The sequence below is a fragment of the Fusobacterium massiliense genome, from assembly GCF_900095705.1.
GTDB lineage: Bacteria > Fusobacteriota > Fusobacteriia > Fusobacteriales > Fusobacteriaceae > Fusobacterium > Fusobacterium massiliense.
Genome location: NZ_LT608327.1, coordinates 147,021 through 168,397 on the forward strand (window position 1 = coordinate 147,021; position 21,377 = coordinate 168,397).

At 26.8% G+C, this 21,377-nt stretch carries 23 protein-coding genes; 21 read left to right on the plus strand and 2 right to left on the minus strand.

The window, feature by feature from the left end; all coding sequences use genetic code 11:
- Positions 1-4: 4 nt before the first annotated feature.
- Together BQ2505_RS05200 and BQ2505_RS05205 are read left to right on the plus strand one after the other, a co-directional pair.
- Positions 5-1,123 carry an ROK family protein gene (locus BQ2505_RS05200; protein ID WP_074016718.1) on the plus strand — a complete coding sequence of 373 codons (1,119 nt, stop codon included), beginning with the start codon at positions 5-7 and terminating at the stop codon, positions 1,121-1,123.
- A gap of 17 nt (positions 1,124-1,140) precedes the next feature.
- On the plus strand, positions 1,141-1,560 hold the full coding sequence (locus BQ2505_RS05205; RefSeq protein ID WP_074016719.1) for a hypothetical protein: 420 nt from the start codon (positions 1,141-1,143) through the stop codon (positions 1,558-1,560).
- Between the two features lie 302 nt (positions 1,561-1,862).
- Here the strand turns inward: BQ2505_RS05205 and typA are convergent, their stop codons facing one another.
- The gene (gene typA / locus BQ2505_RS05210) at positions 1,863-3,680 is read right to left on the minus strand and encodes a translational GTPase TypA (RefSeq protein ID WP_074016720.1); all 1,818 of its coding nucleotides are present in this window, start codon (positions 3,678-3,680) and stop codon (positions 1,863-1,865) included.
- 14 nt (positions 3,681-3,694) lie between these two features.
- Positions 3,695-4,558: a tRNA pseudouridine(55) synthase TruB gene (gene truB, locus BQ2505_RS05215; RefSeq protein ID WP_074016721.1), complete on the minus strand. Its 864-nt coding sequence runs from the start codon at positions 4,556-4,558 to the stop codon at positions 3,695-3,697.
- Positions 4,559-4,754: 196 nt separating this feature from the next.
- On the opposite strand from truB, the gene BQ2505_RS05220 reads away from it, so the two are divergent.
- From BQ2505_RS05220 to rpsO, 19 genes are all read left to right on the plus strand, one after another.
- On the plus strand, positions 4,755-5,177 hold the full coding sequence (locus BQ2505_RS05220) for a pyridoxamine 5'-phosphate oxidase family protein (protein ID WP_074016722.1): 423 nt from the start codon (positions 4,755-4,757) through the stop codon (positions 5,175-5,177).
- 296 nt (positions 5,178-5,473) lie between these two features.
- Entirely contained in the window at positions 5,474-6,808 is a 1,335-nt protein-coding gene (locus BQ2505_RS05225; protein ID WP_074016723.1) for a cobyrinic acid a,c-diamide synthase CobB, read from the plus strand.
- A 40-nt stretch (positions 6,809-6,848) separates the two neighbouring features.
- A complete protein-coding gene (locus BQ2505_RS05230; protein WP_074016724.1) occupies positions 6,849-7,145 on the plus strand; it encodes a DeoR family transcriptional regulator in 297 nt (98 codons plus the stop codon).
- 26 nt (positions 7,146-7,171) lie between these two features.
- Positions 7,172-7,822, plus strand: coding sequence for a precorrin-8X methylmutase (locus tag BQ2505_RS05235; RefSeq protein WP_008793277.1), 651 nt, complete (start codon positions 7,172-7,174; stop codon positions 7,820-7,822).
- A 95-nt stretch (positions 7,823-7,917) separates the two neighbouring features.
- The gene (gene cbiD, locus BQ2505_RS05240) at positions 7,918-9,045 is read left to right on the plus strand and encodes a cobalt-precorrin-5B (C(1))-methyltransferase CbiD (protein WP_074016725.1); all 1,128 of its coding nucleotides are present in this window, start codon (positions 7,918-7,920) and stop codon (positions 9,043-9,045) included.
- Complete coding sequence (gene cbiE / locus BQ2505_RS05245; RefSeq protein ID WP_235817374.1) at positions 9,023-9,688, plus strand: precorrin-6y C5,15-methyltransferase (decarboxylating) subunit CbiE; 666 nt, start codon at positions 9,023-9,025, stop codon at positions 9,686-9,688. The genes cbiD and cbiE overlap by 23 nt, the downstream gene beginning before the upstream one ends.
- Complete coding sequence (locus BQ2505_RS05250; protein ID WP_074016727.1) at positions 9,675-10,640, plus strand: NAD(P)-dependent oxidoreductase; 966 nt, start codon at positions 9,675-9,677, stop codon at positions 10,638-10,640. Before cbiE ends, BQ2505_RS05250 begins: the two co-directional genes overlap by 14 nt.
- 20 nt (positions 10,641-10,660) lie before the next feature.
- On the plus strand, positions 10,661-11,230 hold the full coding sequence (gene cbiT / locus BQ2505_RS05255; protein WP_074016728.1) for a precorrin-6Y C5,15-methyltransferase (decarboxylating) subunit CbiT: 570 nt from the start codon (positions 10,661-10,663) through the stop codon (positions 11,228-11,230).
- Positions 11,231-11,421: 191 nt separating this feature from the next.
- Positions 11,422-12,660, plus strand: coding sequence for an ATP-binding protein (locus BQ2505_RS05260; RefSeq protein ID WP_074016729.1), 1,239 nt, complete (start codon positions 11,422-11,424; stop codon positions 12,658-12,660).
- Positions 12,661-12,679: 19 nt separating this feature from the next.
- Positions 12,680-13,567, plus strand: a complete 888-nt coding sequence (locus BQ2505_RS05265; RefSeq protein WP_074016730.1) for a GIY-YIG nuclease family protein — start codon at positions 12,680-12,682, stop codon at positions 13,565-13,567.
- Between the two features lie 23 nt (positions 13,568-13,590).
- A complete protein-coding gene (locus tag BQ2505_RS05270; protein WP_074016731.1) occupies positions 13,591-14,904 on the plus strand; it encodes an FRG domain-containing protein in 1,314 nt (437 codons plus the stop codon).
- Between the two features lie 18 nt (positions 14,905-14,922).
- Positions 14,923-15,645, plus strand: a complete 723-nt coding sequence (cobI, locus tag BQ2505_RS05275) for a precorrin-2 C(20)-methyltransferase (RefSeq protein ID WP_074016732.1) — start codon at positions 14,923-14,925, stop codon at positions 15,643-15,645.
- Positions 15,646-15,659: 14 nt separating this feature from the next.
- Positions 15,660-16,343, plus strand: coding sequence for a hypothetical protein (locus BQ2505_RS05280; protein WP_074016733.1), 684 nt, complete (start codon positions 15,660-15,662; stop codon positions 16,341-16,343).
- A gap of 37 nt (positions 16,344-16,380) precedes the next feature.
- The gene (gene cobM, locus BQ2505_RS05285; RefSeq protein WP_074016734.1) at positions 16,381-17,151 is read left to right on the plus strand and encodes a precorrin-4 C(11)-methyltransferase; all 771 of its coding nucleotides are present in this window, start codon (positions 16,381-16,383) and stop codon (positions 17,149-17,151) included.
- Positions 17,152-17,193: 42 nt separating this feature from the next.
- A complete protein-coding gene (gene cbiG, locus BQ2505_RS05290) occupies positions 17,194-18,195 on the plus strand; it encodes a cobalt-precorrin 5A hydrolase (RefSeq protein ID WP_074016735.1) in 1,002 nt (333 codons plus the stop codon).
- On the plus strand, positions 18,195-18,944 hold the full coding sequence (gene cobJ, locus BQ2505_RS05295; protein WP_074016736.1) for a precorrin-3B C(17)-methyltransferase: 750 nt from the start codon (positions 18,195-18,197) through the stop codon (positions 18,942-18,944). Before cbiG ends, cobJ begins: the two co-directional genes overlap by 1 nt.
- Positions 18,945-18,957: 13 nt before the next feature.
- Complete coding sequence (gene cobK / locus BQ2505_RS05300; protein WP_074017331.1) at positions 18,958-19,701, plus strand: precorrin-6A reductase; 744 nt, start codon at positions 18,958-18,960, stop codon at positions 19,699-19,701.
- 23 nt (positions 19,702-19,724) lie between these two features.
- Entirely contained in the window at positions 19,725-20,837 is a 1,113-nt protein-coding gene (locus BQ2505_RS05305; RefSeq protein WP_074016737.1) for a cation diffusion facilitator family transporter, read from the plus strand.
- A 117-nt stretch (positions 20,838-20,954) separates the two neighbouring features.
- Positions 20,955-21,212, plus strand: a complete 258-nt coding sequence (gene rpsO / locus BQ2505_RS05310) for a 30S ribosomal protein S15 (RefSeq protein ID WP_005916437.1) — start codon at positions 20,955-20,957, stop codon at positions 21,210-21,212.
- Positions 21,213-21,377 lie beyond the last annotated feature (165 nt).

Consider the following 21,377-nt stretch of genomic DNA (forward strand, 5'->3'; position numbering starts at 1 on the left):
CTTTATGTATCAAAAAGAAATTAAAGAGAGTAATGAAAATATAATTTTTAACTCAATCTTTTTTACAGAACAATCTTTTTCTATTCCTGATTTAACTAAAAGAACTAACATGACTTTCCCAACTATAAAAAGAGTTATTAATGAATTTTTAGAAAAAAATATAATTGTCGAATGGAATTTAAGTAGTGGTGGTATTGGACGAAGAGCTGTTAAATATAAATTTAATCCAGATTTTTGTTATAGTATCGGTGTTAGTATAGATGAAAAAGAACTTAAATTTATTTTGATGAATAGTGTAGGGACTATTTTATTATCAGATAAAGTTAAAATAGAAAATGAAGATTTTTTAGTTTTTTTAATTGAAAGTATTAAAAAATTTATATCAAAAGCTGATGAAAAGTATATAAAAAAAATCATAGGAATTGGAATTTCTATTCCAGGTATCTATAATAAAGAGAATAATTTTTTAGAATTTTATGGAGATGTTAGGTATAGCACTGATATTTTAAAAGATATTGGAGATGAGGTTGGTTATCCAGTATGGGCTGAAAATGAAGCAAATATGTCAATATTGGCTGAAGCTATTATAGGAAAATATAAAGAATTATCAGATTTTACTGTTATTACTATTAATAATAAAGTTACTTGTTCAACGTTTCACAAGTTTGGAGATAAAAGTGAAGAATATTTCTTTAAAGCGAGTAGAGTTCATTATATGGTTGTTGATTATGAAAATCAAAAAAAAGTTGGAGATTTGATTTCCTTTAAAGTTTTAAAAAATAGTATTTTAGAAAATTTTCCTGAAATTACTGATATTGAAGAATTTTTCTCAAATAAAAAATATAGGTACAGTGCTAAGGGTAAAAATATTGTTAATGATTATTTAACATATATGGGAATTATTCTTAAAAATTTGATTTTTACTTATAATCCTAAAAAACTTATTGTTTGTGGTGAACTTTCTAAATACTCAAATTATCTTTTAGAGCAAATGGTAAGAATAGTTTATCCTAAAGATCATATTTTTTATAGAGGAAAAGAAACATTAACATTTTCTAAATTTAAAGGTAATTCAAGTATAGTTGGAGCAGCCTTGTTCCCTATTGTAGATAAAATGATGTAATATATTTGGAGGTAAAGATGAATAATAATGAATTTGTAAATAAATACACTTCAGGGGAATGTCTTTCATTTATTGAATTTCAAGTAATAGCAAAAAAATATAATATATATTTTGAAAAAATTAATAATGAGATAGTTATTTGTTATGACGGAGAAGATGACCCTAAGCAAGCTGCTTTTGATTTTTATAAGACTTTTTATCCTGAAACAAAATTAACTCCTGCAACTTTTGATTTAGTTGTACATATAAAAGATTTTCACTTTAAATTTTTAAGAGATAAGATAAACGAGATTGCTAAAAGTTACGGACTTCCACCTGTTTATAATCAAACATTGTCACTTCAAGAGAATGCTAATTCTCTTTTAAATACTTTAAAAACTAGATATGCTATTCATAAGAAAGATATTGAGCTGATAAAGTATATTTTGAATCTATAATATTCATTGAAGTATTGAATAATGGAAATAAAAAAGCACGATATTTTTATAAAATCTAAATATCGTGCTTTCTTCTATAGTAATAAATAGTAAAAATTAGTAATAAATAGTAAAAATTAGTTTCTGACATCCGTATTAGTTCAGATCCTGTGTTTATTGATTTTATAGAGAAATATAAATTTAATATGAAAATTAGTCTCCGATGTCCGTATTACTTTGGAGAGCATTTCGGTGAGCTCGGAAGAGTCATACAGCTATCAGGAGACTTTATTTAATAAATTATAAATTTTGTATAAATATTTTTATTTATTATTAGCAGACCAGTTTTTTCTTCTGTCTCCTTCTTTTAAAATTTTCTTTCTAAGTCTTACATTGTTAGGAGTTACTTCAACAAGTTCATCTTCTGCAATATAATCAAGAGCTTGTTCCAATGTAAATTTTCTAGGAGTGGCAAGTTTAACAGCATCGTCAGAACCAGCAGCTCTCATGTTTGTAAGTTTCTTAGTTTTACAAACGTTTACAACTAAGTCATTTTCTCTATTATGTTCTCCAACTATCATTCCTTCATATACAGGTATACCTGGATCTAAGAATAGGCTTCCTCTGTCTTGTAAGTTGTTAAGTGCATAAGGAACAGTAACTCCAGGTTCAGTTGCAATCAAAACTCCCTTATTTCTAGTAGGAATATCTCCTTTATACTCTTCATAATCAAAGAATGAATGATTTAATATCCCAGTTCCTTTTGTATCTGTTAAAAACTCGTTTCTAAATCCGATAAGTCCTCTTGCAGGAACTTTAAATTCAAGTCTAGTATAACCATCTTGACCAGGAACCATAGAAACCATTTCAGCTTTTCTAACTCCCATTTTTTCAATTACAGTTCCTGTAAAACTATCATCAACATCTATTAGTGCAAGTTCTATCGGTTCTAATTTTTTACCATCTTTTTCTTTGAATAATACTCTTGGTTTTGAGACTTGTACTTCAAATCCTTCTCTTCTCATGTTTTCAAGTAATATAGAAAGTTGAAGTTCTCCTCTTCCTTTAACGACAAAAGAATCAGGAGAGTCTGTTGCTTCTACTCTCATACTAACATTTGTTTGAATTTCTTTTTGTAATCTATCCCAAATATGTCTTGATGTAACAAATTTACCTTCTTTTCCAACGAATGGAGAATCATTAACCATAAATGTCATAGCAAGAGTTGGCTCATCTATATCTATAACAGGTAATGCAACAGGGTTGTTGATATCTGCTAAAGTTTCACCAATATCTATATCTTCTATACCTGCAACACAAACTATATCTCCAGCTCCAGCTTCTTCAACTTCTACTCTTTTTAAACCTTCATATCCATATAAAACAGAAACCTTACCTCTTACTTGTTTTCCTTCTCTTTTTATAAGCATAACCTCTTGGTTTCTTTTTAAAGTTCCATTATGAATTCTTCCAACTGCCAATTTTCCAACATAGTTATCATAAGCAATATTAGTTATTAAAAATTGAGTTGGTTTTGTTGCATCTCCATCGGGGTCTTGAACATGTTCCAAAATTGTTTCAAACAATGGTTGCATATCCATATTTTCATCAGTTAATTCTTTTCTAGCAAAACCAGTTTTTCCAGAAGCGTATACTACAGGAAACTCAAGTTGATATTCGTTAGCATTTAATTCTATAAATAAGTCATAAACCATATATAAAACATCTTCAGGTCTTGCATTTGGCTTATCAACTTTATTTACAACAACTATTGGTCTGTGACCTTGTTCAAGTGCTTTTTTTAATACATATTTAGTTTGAGGCATAGGCCCTTCAAAAGCATCTACAAGTAGTAATACTGAATCAACCATTTTCATAATTCTTTGTACTTCTCCACCAAAGTCAGCATGTCCTGGTGTATCAACTATGTTAATTTTATAGTCCTTATATTTAACAGCTGCATTCTTAGAGAAAATAGTAATTCCTCTTTCTCTTTCAATGTCATCTGAGTCCATAACTCTTTCTTCAACTTTTTCTAATTCGTGAGTTTTAAAAACTCCACCTTGTCTCAATAAGCAATCTACAAGAGTAGTTTTCCCATGGTCAACATGGGCAATAATTGCAATGTTTTTAATATTCATTTTTTCCCTCTCATTTAATAATATTTATATCCTTTTAATAAACAATTTTTATCAACAACAGCTAATCCCAAAAAATTGTTTTCAAAATAAACTCTATAATATCCATTTTCTAATGTATTTTCTAATTTAACTGTATTTCCATTCTTATATAAAGTAAATTCTTTTTCTGTATTCAAGAAACATTTTTTGTATAAGAAAATATCTTCAACTGTTTTTAAAAAGCTAAAATCTTTATTTAAAACCATATCTTCTATTTGTCCTAAAGTGTAAGATAAATCTAAAGAATAATCTCCGACTTGGTCTCTATTTAAAGCTGTCATTGTTGCATAAGTTCCTAAATCTTGCCCTATATCAAAAATCAAACTTCTAATATAACAACCTTTTGAGACCTTGGTTTTTATTTTTGCTTTATTTTCAGAAAAACTTATAAGTTCAATATAATCAATATTAATTTCTCTTTCTGGTCTTTCAATTTCGATTCCTTTTCTAGCTAAATCATATAACTTATTTCCTTGAATTTTTATTGCTGAATACATAGGAGGTACTTGTTTAATCTTTCCCACAAATTTACTTATTGATTTATTCAACTCTATTTCAGAAGTTTCAATATATTTTTCAGCTATTTTTTGACCTTCAATGTCATAAGTATCAGTTGCATATCCTATATCAAAATCAGCTGTGTAAACTTTGTTTTTAGCTTCTAAATCCGAAGCTAGTTTAGTGGCTTTTCCAACACATATAAGCATAACACCTGTTGCCAAAGGATCAAGAGTACCAGTATGACCTATTTTTTTTGTTTTTAATATTTTTTTTAATTTTCTTATAGCATCAAAAGAAGTAATTCCTTTTGGTTTATTTATAACAATTATTCCTTCCAAAATATCATCCTCAAAATTTCTTTTATATTTATAGCACAATATTATAGCACATTTCTTTTAAAGATACTAATTAATTTTATTATATTTATAATGAATAATCTATATTTAAATAAAATATAAAAAGACTTGAAAATATTTTAAATAAGTAGTAGAATAAAAGCATACCAAATTAATCAAAATAGAAGGAGTGATAATTATGGCAAAATTAACAGATGCTATAAAAGAATTAATATTAAATCCAACTAAGGAAGGAGCATGGACAGCACAATTAGGATGGATAGCAACAGTAAGAGAAGATGGAGCACCTAATATAGGGCCAAAAAGATCTTGCCGTATCTATGATGATTCTACTTTAATCTGGAACGAAAATACAGCTGGAGAAATAATGAAAGATATCGAAAGAGGATCTAAAGTTGCAGTTGCATTTGCTAACTGGGATAAATTAGATGGATATCGTTTTGTAGGAACTGCTGAAGTTCACAAAGAAGGAAAATATTATGATGAAGTAGTAGAATGGGCTAAAGGGAAAATGGGAGTACCTAAAGCTGCAGTAGTATTTCATATTGAAGAAGTTTATACTTTAAAATCAGGACCAACAGCTGGAACAAGAATAGACTAATAATAATTTGATATTAAGAAAATAAAGTTATTGTGATATTGATATTATTAATATTACAATAACTTTTTTATTTTCTATAGAAAAGTATAAATTTAAATAGCAAAATTAGTCTCTGACGTCCGTATTAGTTCGAAGAGCTTATGTTCATTGAGCTTGTAGAACTTATACGGTTGTCAAGAGGCTTTATTTATAAGGAAAATATAAAAATTAAAACAAAAAAGTTGACTATTTTAGTATGTTTTTATATAATTAGATATATATTTTTAAATATTTTAAGAAAGTAGGTTGAGAAAAAAATGAAAGCATTTATGCTTGCTGGTATAAGTAGTGGAATTGGGAAAACAACAATCTCTATGGCTCTTATGTCAGCTTTTGACAATATCTCCCCATTTAAAGTTGGACCTGATTATATAGATCCTGGTTTTCACGAATTTATAACAGGAAACCCAAGCTATAATTTAGATATGTTTATGATGGGAGAACAAGGTGTTAGATATAGTTTTCTAAAGCATCATAAGAATATTTCGATAATAGAAGGTGTTATGGGACTTTATGATGGGATAGATAATACTTTAGATAATAATAGCTCTGCACATTTAGCAAGATTTTTAGGGGTTCCAGTAATTCTAGTGTTAGATGGAATAGGTAAAAGTACAAGTATTGCTGCTCAAGTTTTGGGATATAAGAATCTTGATCCTAGAGTTAATATTGCTGGAGTTATAATAAATAAAGTTTCAAGTGCAAAAACATATTCGATATTTAAAGAGGCAATAGAAAAATATACAGGAGTTAAATGTCTAGGTTTTGTTGGGAAAAATGATTCTTTGAATATATCAAGTAGACACTTAGGACTTTTACAAGCACATGAAGTTGATGACTTGAAAGAAAAGTTACAAATATTAAAAAATGCAGTCTTGGAAAATATAGATCTAGTTGAATTAGAAAAAATTGCAACAGAGCAAACTAGAAACATAGAAGAAAAAGTTAGTGATATTGCTTATCCACTATACTTATCTAACTTAAAAGATAAATATACAGGAAAAACAATAGCAATAGCTAAGGATTCTGCATTCTCTTTTTACTACAATGATAATATTGAATTTTTAGAATATATGGGATTTAAAATTAGATATTTTTCTCCGATAAAAGATGCAGTAGTACCAGAATGTGATGCTATTTATCTAGGTGGGGGATACCCAGAAAATTTTGCAAAGGAATTATCTAGCAATAAAAGTATGATTAATTCTATTAGAGATAATTATGAACAAGGTAAAAGTATCTTAGCTGAATGTGGAGGTTTTATGTACTTAAGTAATGGTATAGAGGACACAGAGGGGAAAATGTCTGAAATGTGTTGTTTGGCACCTTGTTTAGTAAATATGACAAATAAATTAGATATATCTAGATTTGGGTATATATCAATAACTAATAAAGATGGACTAGAAATAGCTAAGGGACATGAGTTCCATTATTCGAAATTAAAAACAGTTATTGAAGATACAAGAAAATTTAAAGCTGTAAAAAAAGATGGAAGAAATTGGGATTGTATATTTAATGGAAAAAAGATGTATGCAGGTTACCCACATATACATTTTTTTGGAAGTTATAAATTATTAGAGGAGTTATTTTAATGAAAAAAGAGATGGAGAATCTACAGAATTTATTTTATTTATGTTAGAAATTATAAAAGAAACTTTAATAGAATTAGTTGAAAAACAAAAAATGACCGATAAAATGACCGATAAAATGACCGATAAAATGACCGATAAAATGACCGATAAATTTAAAGAAAGAATAGAAATACTTATCAAATATTTAGGTCAAAATGATTCTATTAGCAATAAAGAGGCACAAAGCTTGTTGGGTATCTCAGAAGCTACAGCAAAGAGATTTTTAAATAGTTTAGTCAAAGAAAATCTTCTAGAAGCTGTTGGAGAATACAAAGTAAGAAAATATATAAAAAAATAATAAAAGAATGAAATGGAGTGATAATAGTGAGTTATATAAAAGTACCAGGAGATATAGAAAAAAGAAGTTTTGAAATTATTGAAGAAGAATTAGGAGATAAAGCGAAGAAATTCTCTGAAAGTGAAATGCCTATAGTTAAAAGAATAATCCATACTTCAGCAGATTTTGAATATGCTGATTTAATAGAATTTCAAAATAATGCTATAGAAAGTGGATTAAAAGCTTTAGAAAAAGGTTGTAAAATTTATTGTGATACAAATATGATAGTAAATGGACTTAGTAAACCTGCCTTATCTAAATATAACTGTTCTGCTTATTGTTTAGTTTCCGATAAGGAAGTAATTGAAGAGGCTAAAAAAGAAGGACTTACTCGTTCAATAGTTGGAATGAGAAAAGCAGGAAAAGACCCTGAAACAAAAATATTTATTTTAGGAAATGCACCTACTGCATTATATCAATTAAAGGAAATGATAGAAAATGGTGAAATAGAAAAACCTGCTTTAGTTATAGGAGTTCCTGTTGGTTTTGTTGGAGCAGCAGAATCAAAAGAAGAATTTAAAAAGCTAGGTATTCCATATATCACAATAAATGGTAGAAAAGGTGGAAGTACAATAGGTGTTGCTATACTTCATGGAATTATCTACCAAATATATAAAAGAGAAGGTTTTCATGCATAATTTTTTACAAATAAAAAGATGAAAAATATTGATTAAAAGTTTTGATTTTAAGTCTTTATTTGGACAAAATATAAAAATAATAAAGAGAGATTAAAATGGAAGAAAAAGAATTGAAAAATGGTTATACAACAGGAACTTGTGCCACAGCAGCAGTGAAAGTTGCTTTAGAAGCACTAGTCTATGGTAAAAAAGCTACTGAAGTTGATATAACTACATTAAATTACACAAATTTAAAAATACCAGTTCAAAAGCTGAGAGTTAGAAATAATTTTGCAAGCTGTGCTATACAAAAATATGCAGGTGATGACCCTGATGTTACTAATGGAATAAGTATTTGTGCTAAAGTACAATTGGTAAAAGAACTTCCAAAAGTTGACAGAGGTGCATACTATGATAATTGTGTGATTATTGGTGGTAGAGGAGTTGGACTTGTAACAAAAAAAGGACTTCAAATAGGAGTTGGAAAATCTGCAATAAATCCTGGACCACAAAAAATGATAACCTCTGTTGTTAATGAAATTTTAGAGGGAATAGATGAGAAAGTTATAATAACTATTTATATTCCTGAAGGAAGAGCAAAGGCATTAAAAACTTATAATCCTAAAATGGGAGTTATAGGAGGGATTTCTGTCCTAGGAACAACTGGCATAGTTAAAGCTATGAGTGAAGATGCATTAAAAAAATCTATGTTTGCAGAACTTAGAGTTATGAAAGAAGACAAAGATAGGGATTGGGTTATTTTTGCTTTTGGTAACTATGGAGAGAGACATTGCATAAAATTGGGGCTAGATGTTGAGCAAATGATAATAATAAGTAACTTTGTTGGTTTTATGATTGAGTCAGCAGTTAAACTAGGATTTAAGAAAATCATTATGCTTGGGCATATTGCTAAAGCAATAAAAGTAGCAGGTGGAATTTTTAACACACACAGTAGAGTAGCTGATGGTAGAATGGAAACTATGGCTACTTGTGCTATTTTAGTTAATGAAAAAATTGAAAATGTAAAAAAAATTATTGGTGCAAACACTGTTGAAGAAGCTTGTGATTATGTTGAAAATAATGAAATTTATCATTTAATTGCAAATAGAATTGCCTTCAAAATGCAAGAATATGCAAGAGCAGATATAGAAGTATCGGCTGCAGTATTTTCTTTTAAAGGAGAAACTATGGGGGAAAGTGATAATTATCAAAAAATGGTAGGTGATTGCGGTGCAATTAAATAAGATAAATGTTGTAGGTTTAGGTCCTGGAAATATAAAATATCTTTCTATGGCTGGTGTAGATTGTATAAAAAGTGCTGAAATTATAGTTGGAAGTACAAGACAACTTTCAGACTTAAAATCTATTCTTTCAAAAGAACAAGAAATATATATATTAGGTAAATTACCAGAATTGATAGTTTATCTAAAAGCTAATATTAGCAAAAAAATCACAATTATTGTTTCTGGAGATACAGGTTATTATAGTTTGGTTCCTTATTTATCAAAAAATTTATCAAAAGAAATTTTAAATATTGTTCCTAATATATCATCTTATCAATATCTATTTTCAAGAATAGGAGAGAATTGGCAAAGTTTTAGACCAGCTAGTGTTCATGGTAGAGAGTTCGACTACTTAAATAAAATTGATGAAAAAGATATTTCTGGACTTGTGTTATTAACAGATGATGTTCAAAATCCTTATGAAATAGCAAAAAATCTATTTGAAAATGGAAAAAGAAATATAACTGTCATAGTTGGAGAAAATTTATCTTATGATAACGAAAGAATAACTATAGTTAAAATTGAAGATTATGAAAAACTAAATAGAAAATTTGATATGAATGTTTTAATTTTAAAAAAGGGAGAAAACTATGGAAAAGAATAAATTAAAAATAGTAGTTTTAGACAGAAATGCAATAGGTCCTTTTAAATTAAAAGAAAAATTTTCAAAATACGGGGAATACACTGAACTAAATTTGACAAATGATGATGATGTAGGAAGTTATTTAAAAGATTGTGAAGTAGTTATTTTGAATAGAATTAGATTAGGAAAAAAAGAATTTGAAAAAGCATCTAATTTGAAATTAGTTCTATTAACTGGAACAGGTTATAATCATATAGATTTAGTTGCTGCAAAAGAACATGGAGTAACTATTGCTAATGTGGCTAATTATTCTACTAATTCTGTTGCTCAATTGACTTTAACATTTTTATTGAACGAATTAACAAGAGTAGAAAAATTAAGTCAAGAAGTTAAAAAAGGAAAATGGTCTGAAATTTCAATTAGAATGGATAAGTATTACCATACAGACACAGAAGATAAAGTTTTAGGAATTTTAGGTTATGGAAATATAGGAAAAAAAGTAGAGGAATATGCTAAAATGCTTGGAATGGAAGTTATGATAGCTAAAATTCCTGGAAGAGATTATTTAGATGAAGTAGATAATAGGTTTACATTAGATGAAGTCTTAGAAAAATGTGATGTTTTATCAATTCATGCACCTTTAACAGATTTAACTAAAAATTTAATAAATTTAGATAATATGAAAAAAATGAAAAATTCTGCAATAATTTTAAATTTAGGAAGAGGCCCTATAATAAATGAAGATGATTTATATTATGCCTTGAAAAATGGAATAATTGCTTCAGCAGCAACAGATGTTATGGTAGAGGAACCACCTAAAAAGAATTGTAAGTTACTTGAATTAGATAATTTTACAGTAACTCCACATTTGGCTTGGAAATCATCAAAAAGTTTAGAAAGACTTTTTGATTCTATTGAAAATAATTTAAAATTATTTTTGGAAAATAAGTTAGTAGGTTTAGAAAGTAAGTAGAAAATAGAGAGAGGATAAATATGCATATATATGATAAAGAGTTTACTCAAACTGAATTACCGATGACAAAGCAAGAAATAAGGGCAGTATCTATTGCTAAGCTTATGTTAAAACCTGATTCAATTTTGATAGATGTTGGAGCAGGAACTGGGACAATAGGTATAGAAGCAGCAACATATATGCCACAGGGTAAAGTTTATGCTATAGAAAAAGAAGAAAAAGGTTTAGAAACAATAAAATTAAATGCAGAAAAATTTGAGCTTAAAAATTTTGAATTGATACATGGAAAAGCACCTGATGCTATACCAAATATTCCTTATGATAGAATGTTTATTGGTGGCTCAACTGGTGGAATAGAAGAAATAATTACTCATTTTATGACTTATGCAAAAGATAGAGCTATACTTGTTATCAATTGTATAACATTAGAGACACAAGCAAAATCTTTAGAAGTTTTAAAAGAAAAAGGTTTTAAAGATATAGAAGTTATAACGGTTACAGTTGGTAGAGCAAAAAAAGTAGGTCCTTATACTATGATGTTTGGAGAAAATCCTATTTGTATAATTAAGGTTATAAAAAGAGATAACTAAAAACTCATAATATTTTTAAAATTATATTTATTAACTTAATGATTGTATTCCTAAAAAATATAAAAATAAAAAGTTTTAGGAATATATTCCTTAAAAATTATAAAAAATAAAAGTTTTGGGATTATATTTCTTAAAATTTGATTTTTAATAAAAAAGATTATATAATTTTAGAAAAGAAATGAGGTGCTAATATGATAAGAATAGATAGAAAAGAATATTTAAATTTTTTAATTGAATCAAAAGATAAACAGATAATAAAGGTAGTATCTGGAGTAAGAAGATGTGGAAAATCTACTCTTTTTGAAATATATAAAGATTATTTATTAAAAAATGGAGTTGAGAAAAAGCAAATAATATCTATCAATTTTGAAGATATGGATTATGAAGAGCTAACTGATTATAAAAAACTCTATGAATTTATAAATTCTAAAATGCTTGAGGATAAAAAAAATTATATTTTCTTAGATGAAATTCAACATGTAGATAAATTTGAAAAAGTTGTAGATAGCCTTTTTATAAAAAATAACGTAGATTTATATATAACAGGTTCCAATGCTTATTTTATGTCAAGTGAACTCGCAACTCTTTTAAGTGGTCGTTATATAGAATTAAAAATGCTTCCTTTATCTTTTAAAGAATACTATCAAGCTAGACTAGAATATGAAAATTTAGATAAAAAAGAAAATAAGATATTAAAAACTCTGATGCAATATTATAATGAATATATAGTAAATAGTTCTTTTCCTTATACTTTACAATTAAACAATAACTTAAAAAATATATATGAATATTTAGATGGAATATATAACTCTGTTCTTTTAAAAGATATAGTAGCAAGATTAAAAATTTCTGATGTTATGAGACTTGAAAGTGTTGTTAAATATATATTTGATAATATTGGCAATCTGACTTCAATATCAAAGATTGCAAACACTTTAACTTCAATGGGAAGAAAAACCGATACTAAAACTATTGAAAAGTATGTAAAGGGGCTTATTGACGGACTACTTATATATGAAGTTAATAGATACAATATAAAAGGTAAAGAGTTTTTATCAACATTATCAAAATACTATGTTTCAGACTTAGGGCTTAGACAAATGATTCTGGGTAATAGAAATATTGATATGGGGCATATTCTAGAAAATATAATTTATCTTGAATTACTTAGAAGAAAAGTAAATGTCTATGTTGGGCAATTTGATAAAAATGAAATTGACTTTGTCGTTATTAATTCAAATGAAGTTGAATATTATCAAGTTGCTTTAACTGTCTTAGATGAGAATACTTTAAAAAGAGAGTTAGCTGCTTTTAAAAATATAAAGGATAACTACCCTAAGTATTTATTAACATTAGATGATGTACTACCAAATACTAATTATGATGGAATAAAAGTAATAAATGCTTTGGAATGGTTGCTGGGAGAATAAGTTAAGAGAGAGGATTAGTATGATTAAGTTTACTGATTTTATTAAAGACTTTACAAAAGGAAAAGAAAATAAGATAAAATTTAAGTTTCATATGAGTACAGATTTTTTAGAATTAAAAAAATCTCCATATGATTGTTTAATGGAAGATTCAAAAGATTGGCAAAATTTAAATAATTATAGAAATGAAAAGGGAAAATCTAGTAGACTTGATGGATACGATTATTTAGTAAGTTTTGCTCAATATAATATTTATGGAAGAAATTTTTTTGTCTTTGGAGGAATATATAAAGTAGAAATTGCAAAACCTGAACATTATGAGATAGGTGGATATAATATTTCTCTTTTAGATAATAATGATACTATAGGTGAATTACTTAATAAATATAGAAAAAGACTAGTTATAAAATTAGATGAAAACCTAGGAATAAATTTTGAGTTAACATATGAAGTAGTTGCAAAGAAAAATATTGAAGTTTTTGAAGTTTTTCCAGATATTGCCATAGAAAAATTTAATGGTTATCAAAATGTAAGTATAACTCATAAAGAACTTAGAGAAATTGTTAGTAATAATGAACTTAGTTGGAAATTAGCACTTTCATATATAAAAGCTGTGTATGTTATTACAGATACAAAAACAGGAAAATTATATATTGGTTCTGCCTATGGAGATAGTCAAGGTCTATGGCAAAGATGGGAATGTTATGCTGATTTTAAAGATTTAACTGGTGGGAATAAAGAATTTGAAGTACTTGTAGAAAAAAATGGGAAAGATTATATTTTAAATAATTTTAAATACTCTATAGTTGAAATTTTTGATACTAAGACAAATCGAGAGTATATACTAGAAAGAGAAAATTATTGGAAAAATGTTTTTGAGACAAGAAAGTTTGGAATGAACTGGAATTGATTAGAAGTAGATAGGAGGAAAAAATGAATAAGATTTATGTAGATAAAGTATACTATTCTGAAAAAGAAAATATTGATGATGCTGAATATAATAAAATAAGTTATACTGTAAGAAAGATACGAAGTGTATCAGACTATTTAAGAGCAGTTGAGACTATATTAAGTAACTATTATATCTGTGGTGATTTTTCTCCTATAAAAAGATTTGAAAATTTATTTTATTTAAGAGAAAATAAATTAAAATCTATTATGCAAGAGGGAGTATTTTTTAGAGGACAATCTGAGGAATTTGAATTTATAATACCTAGTATTTTTAGAGATACCAAATATATAGAAAATGAGCATGAATTAATAAAAGAAGCAGAAATATCATATCCATTAGAAATTCAAAAGATAAAATATCTACCTGATAAGTTAGCTTTAATGCAACATTATGGACTACCTACAAGGATTATGGATATAACTACAAATGCTTTGGTAGCTTTATATTTTGCAGTATCTAAGGATAAAGATAAAGATGGTGTTGTTTATCTATTCAATAAAAAAACAAATAAAAAAGAAGTTCTAACTTCAAAAAGTATCCCTGTTATAATAAAAACAGTTCTAGCTAATTTAACATATAAAGAAAAATTATTATTAGATTTAACTTTTAGGAAAATTAAAAATAAAGAGATATTACTATCTTCTTTTAGAAAAGTAAATTACAGGATATTACCTATAATAGGAAAAATTTATGATGCTATAAAAACGGATATAGGATTTATTCCTACTAATATAAAAATTTCAGATTTTTATGGTTTAAACTTTGTAAAACCACTAGAAGTAGATGAAAGAATTATTCGGCAAAATGCAATGTTTATGATTTTTGGATTAGATGGAATTTATGACTCACATAAAGAAGGACTAAAACAACTCAAAGTAGATAGCGAATTAATAGGGAAAAGAGCAATTTTAGAATCTTATTATAAAATAGAAAAATTCCGCAATGAAATTTATAATCTCACTGCGGAAATAAAACAAATAGAAACTAAATTATGGAAAAAAAATACAGAAGAAGTATTAAAAAATAAAATAAGTGAACAAGTTTTTGATGCAATGTTGGCTTATGCCCCCGAATTTTCTTTACCTAAAAAAGAAAAAGAGTGGGCTTTTTATAATAAAAGTGATGAAGATGATGAAACTAGAAAACAAACCTATGACGGAAGTGCTATAATATTATTAAAATCTAAGTATAAAGAGAAAATAAAAAATGAATTAGAGTTAATTGGAATTTCGAGAAAATCAATTTATCCTGATATGCAAAACAAATCACAATATATAAGAGAAAAATATTTATAAATTAAGAAAGGAAAATGTATGACTAACAAATTTTATGGTATAGGTGTTGGAGTTGGGGATCCAGAAGAGATAACTATAAAAGCTATAAACACCTTGAAAAAATTAGATGTAGTAATATTACCAGAGGCAAAAAAAGATGACGGTAGTGTTGCTTATGAAATTGCAAAACAATATATGAAGGAAAATGTAGAGAAAGTTTTTGTTGAATTTCCTATGCTTAAATCTCTAGAGGATAGAGAAAATGCAAGAAAAGAAAATGCAAAAATAGTTCAAAAATTTTTAGATGAAGGGAAAAATGTTGGTTTCTTAACTATTGGAGACACTATGACATACAGTACTTATGTATATATTTTAGAGCATCTTCCTGAAAAATATTTAGTTGAAACAGTTCCAGGAGTCTCATCATTTGTTGATATGGCATCAAGATTTAATTTTCCACTTATGATAGGAGATGAAACTTTAAAAGTTGTATCACTTAATAAGAAAACTAATATTGAATTTGAATTAGAAAATAATGACAACATAGTTTTTATGAAAGTTAGTAGAAATTTTGAAAATTTAAAACAAGCACTTATAAAAACAGGAAATATAGATAAAATTATTATGGTTTCAAATTGTGGAAAAGAAAGTCAAAAAGTTTATTATGACATAAAAGATTTAACAGAAGATGATATTCCATATTTTACAACTCTAATTGTAAAAAAAGGTGGATTTGAAAAATGGAGAAAATTTAGTATATAAGGAGAAGCCATATTATGAAAAAATTATTAGCTATATTATTTTTAATTATTGCAGTTCAAGGTATCGCTGAAACAGTAGTTAAAGGAACTTATGAAACAAAAAGAAAAAGATATGTTGAATTAACTCAAACATTAGAGAAAGAAATATTCTTAAATTATACTCTACCAGATAATAAAAAGGAAATTGTAACTTACAAAGGTGTTGATTATGATATTTTAGTAAGTAAAAATGATTTATTAGAAATTTATAATAAAGGAAGAAAAGAACCAATAGAGGATATTAAAAATAAGATATCATATAAAGATGAAAAATTTGATTACATCCATAATGAATTTGCTGAATTAATTGAAAATAATAAAGCAGTTGTCTATGATAGAAAAAATGAAAAAGAAATAAATTATCTTATAAAAGTAAAATATAGTAATGCAATTTACTATGATAATGGGGGCGGTTCTCTTTATAATGGATATAAATTTTATAAAGACAAAGAATGGACAGAGTCAGTGTTAAAATTTAATATAATTACTAAATTTGGAATTGCACTACACCATAGTTTAGGTGATAATCCATATAATAGAGAATTAACTGAAAAAGAAAAAGAAAGAATAGAAAAATATGATGAAAAATTTAATGAGGAAAAAGAATTATATCAAAGAGCTATACAAACACCAGATGTAACTCAAAGTTTTAGTTACTAAAATAAATTATAGAATTTAAAAAAGAAAGGATTTTAAAATGGAAAAATATAAAGAAAAAGTTTACTTTATAGGAGCAGGGCCAGGTGACCCAGAGTTAATAACTATAAAAGGACAAAGAATAGTTAAAGAAGCTGATGTTATTATTTATGCAGGTTCTTTAGTTCCAAAAGAGGTCATAGATTGTCATAAAGAGGAAGCAGAAATTTACAACTCAGCATCTATGTCATTAGATGAAGTTATAGATGTTACTGTAAAAGCAATAAAAGCAGGTAAAAAAGTAGCAAGAGTTCATACAGGAGACCCTGCAATCTATGGAGCACATAGAGAACAAATGGATATGTTAGATGAATATGGAATTGAATATGAAGTTATTCCAGGAGTAAGTTCGTTTTTAGCATCTGCTGCGGCATTGAAAAAAGAATTTACACTGCCTAATGTTTCTCAAACAGTAATATGTACAAGAATAGAAGGAAGAACTCCTGTTCCTGAAAAAGAAAGCTTAGAAAGTTTAGCAAAACATAGAGCATCTATGGCAATATTTTTATCAGTTCATATGATAGATAAAGTTGTTGAAACATTGGCTACTTCTTATCCCATGACAACACCTGTGGCAGTTGTTCAAAGGGCAACTTGGCCAGACCAAAAAATTGTTTTAGGAACTCTTGAAACCATTGAACAAAAAGTTAAAGAAGCTGGAATAAATAAAACAGCACAAATATTAGTTGGAGATTTCTTAGGGAATGAATATGAAAAATCTAAACTATATGATAAACATTTTACTCATGAATATAGAGAAGGTGTAAAATAATAATATAGATTATTATATTCAAATTAATAAAGAGGTGAACTTATGAAATTAGCATTTTGGACAGTAACAAAAGGAGCGGGAAATATTGCAAGAGAATATAAAGAAAAATTAGAAAAGAATCTGAAAGACTGCGATATTGATGTTTTTACTTTGAAAAAATATGATGTTGAAGATACTATTCAAATAGAAGATTTTACTTCTAATATAAATGAAAAGTTCTCTCAATATGATGCTCATATTTTCATAATGGCAAGTGGAATAGTAATTAGAAAAATAGCAAACTTGATAGGAACAAAAGATAAAGACCCTGCTGTGCTTTTGATAGATGAAGGAAAACATTTTGTAATTTCTCTTTTATCTGGACATTTGGGTGGAGCTAATGAACTTTCTTACTCAATAGCAAATATTTTAAAATTAGTACCAGTTATTACAACAAGTTCAGATGTTACAGGAAAAATTGCTGTTGATACTATATCTCAAAAATTAAATGCAGAATTAGAAGATTTAAAATCAGCTAAGGAAGTAACATCACTTATTGTTAATGGACAAAATGTAAATATACTTTTACCAAAAAATGTAAGAGTAGGTGAAGAAAAATCAGCCGATGGTTTTATTTTAGTATCTAATAAGAAAAATATTGAATATACTAGAATTTATCCTAAAAATTTAATTTTAGGAATAGGTTGTAAAAAAGATACTAAGACAGAGGATATTTTAAAGGCTATAGAAAAATGTTTGGATAAGAATAATTTGGATTTTAGATCTTTAAAAAAAATGTCTACTGTTGATGTAAAAGAAAATGAACAAGGACTGATTGATGCAAGTAACTTCTTAGGACTAGATTTAGAAATAATATCAAGAGATGAAATAAAGAAAATTCAAGATCAATTTGAGGGTTCAGATTTTGTGGAAAAAAATATAGGGGTAAGAGCTGTATCAGAACCTGTTGCACTTTTATCATCGACAGGAAATGGAAAGTTTTTAGTGATGAAAGAAAAATATGATGGAATAACAATTTCAATATATGAAGAGGAGATGAAATAATGAATAAAGGGAAGATTTATGTAGTAGGTATTGGACCTGGAAACATGGAAGATATAAGTAGAAGAGCATATGATGTATTAAAAAATATAGATGTTATAGCGGGATATACAACTTATGTCAATTTAGTTAAAGATGAATTTTCAGATAAAGAATTTTTAATTTCTGGAATGAAAAGAGAAATCGAAAGATGTAAAGAAACTTTAGAAGTTGCTAAAACTGGAAAAACAGTTGCTTTAATAAGTAGTGGAGATTCTGGGATATACGGTATGGCAGGGATAATGCTTGAAGTTGCTTCAGGGACAGGAGTAGAAGTTGAAGTAGTTCCTGGAATTACATCTACAATAGCAGGAGCTGCTTTGGTAGGAGCACCTCTTATGCATGACCAAGCTATAATAAGTCTAAGTGATTTATTAACTGATTGGGAAGTTATTAAAAAAAGAATAGATTGTGCAAGTCAAGGAGACTTTGTAATTTCTCTTTATAATCCAAAAAGTAAAGGTAGAACTGAACAAATTGTTGAAGCTAGAAAAATTATGCTAAAACATAAGTTACCTACTACTCCTGTAGCTTTACTTAGACAAATAGGAAGAAAGGAAGAAAACTACACACTTACAAACTTAGAAGATTTTTTAAACCATGAAATAGATATGTTTACAATAGTTTTAGTTGGAAATTCAAATACATATATTAAAGATGGGAAAATGATAACACCTAGAGGTTATGAAAAAAAATCAAATTGGGGAAAATAGAAAGAAGGATATAATGATTTGGGTAATTGGTGGAACTAAGGATTCAAGAGATTTTTTAGAAAAATTTATAGAGCATGATACTAATATTATTGTTTCAACTGCAACTGAATATGGGGCAAAATTAATAGAAAATTTATCTGTAAAAACTTCATCAGAAAAAATGGATAAAGGAGCTATGTTAAAATTTGTAGAAGATAATAAAATTACAAAAGTAATAGATACAAGCCATCCTTATGCTTTTGAAGTTTCTAAAAATGCAATGGAAGTTGCAGAAGAGAAAAATATTGAGTATTTTAGATTTGAAAGAGAAAAAGTAGATATTTTACCTAAAAAATACAAAAACTTTGAAGAAATTAAAGATTTAATAGAATATGTAGAAAAACTTGATGGAAATATTTTGGTTACTTTGGGAAGCAATAATGTTCCTCTCTTTAAAGATTTAAAAAATTTAGATAATATATATTTTAGGATTTTATCAAGATGGGATATGGTAAAAAGATGTGAAGATAATAATATACTTCCTAAAAATATTATTGCTATGCAAGGACCATTTACTGAAAATATGAATATAGCAATGATGGAACAATTTAATATAAAGTATTTAATTACTAAAAAAGCAGGAGATACAGGTGGAGAAAGAGAAAAAGTTAGTGCCTGTGATAAATTAGATGTAGAGATTATTTATTTAGATAAAAAAGAAATGTCTTATAAAAATTGTTATACAAATATAGATAGACTTATAGAAAAACTAATCTAAAATATAAAAATAGGAGAAGTAAAGTGAATAAAGAAAATGAAAGAGAAAAGATAATAGTAAAAACAAGTATAGTTGGAATTTTAGCAAATATACTACTTGTTATCTTTAAATTAGGAATAGGTATATTTTCAAATTCAATTGCTATAATTTTAGATGGAATTAATAACTTAACAGATGCATTATCATCACTAGTAACAATTGTTGCAACTAAAATAGCTAATTTAGCTCCAGATAAAAAACATCCTCTTGGACATGGCAGGATAGAATATTTAAGTACAATGATTGTAGCAGGAATTATATTCTATGCAGGAATAACTTCACTAATAGAAAGTATAAAGAAAATTTTTAATCCTACAGATGTAGAATATTCTAAAATTACATTAGGAATATTAATATTTTCAATTTTACTAAAATTTTTATTAGGTAGATATGTAAAGAATGTAGGAGAAAAATTTAATTCAAGCTCACTTATAGCATCTGGAGCTGATGCAAGCTTTGATGCAATACTTTCATTTTCTGTTTTATTATCAGCACTTATATACATATTTACTAAAATTAATTTAGAAGCCTATGTTGGAATTTTAATTTCGATATTTATAATAAAATCTGGAATTGAGATTTTTATGGATGCTGTAAATGAAATTTTAGGAAAAAGAATGGATAAGAAACTGATAAACGAAATAAAAAATACAATTAATGCTATTGAAAATGTTCATGGGGTTTATGATTTACTTTTACACAATTATGGACCAGATAAATATGTTGGTTCTGTTCATATAGAAATACCAGATTTTCTAACAGCTGAAGTTATAGATCCACTTGAAAGACATATAAATAGCATCGTATTAGAAAAACATAATGTTTATTTATCTGGAATAACAATTTATTCTATGAATACAAAAAACAATGAGCTTATAAAAATTCGTTCAAGAGTAAAAGAAATAGTTTTGTCACATAAAGAGATTCTAGAATTTCATGGCTTTTATATTGAAGAGAAAACAATGTCTATGAGATTTGATATTATAATAGACTATTCATTTGAAAATAGAGAAAAAATATATAATATTATTTTAAAAGAAATTAAAAATGAATATTCAGAATATAATATAAATATAAAAGTTGATATAGATGTATAAATATTTATCTTGACTTTATATATAAGATTTGTTAAAATACAAAGGAATTTAAGCTCAGTTTTACGACTAGCCTATGTATTACTTAGCTTAGATATTTAAAATTTTAGGAGGAATAAAATGAGAACTAAGGCAGAAATTATTAAAGAATTTGGAAAGACTGAAGCAGATACAGGATCTACTGAAGTACAAATAGCATTACTTACAGAAAAAATTAATCACTTAACAGAACACTTAAGAGTACACAAAAAAGATTTCCACTCAAGATTAGGATTATTAAAAATGGTTGGACAAAGAAAAAGATTACTTGCTTACCTAACTAAGAAAGATCTTGAAGGATACAGAGCTTTAATTGCTAAATTAGGAATAAGAAAATAAGTTATTAAAAATTAAGCTGTTGTAAAAAATACAACAGCTTTTTTATTTTATAGAAAAGCATAGCTTTAAATGGCTAAAATTAGTCTCTGATGTCCGTATTAGTTCGAAGAGCCTGTGTTTATTGAGCTCGTAGAACTTATACGGCTGTCAAGAGACTTTTTTAAT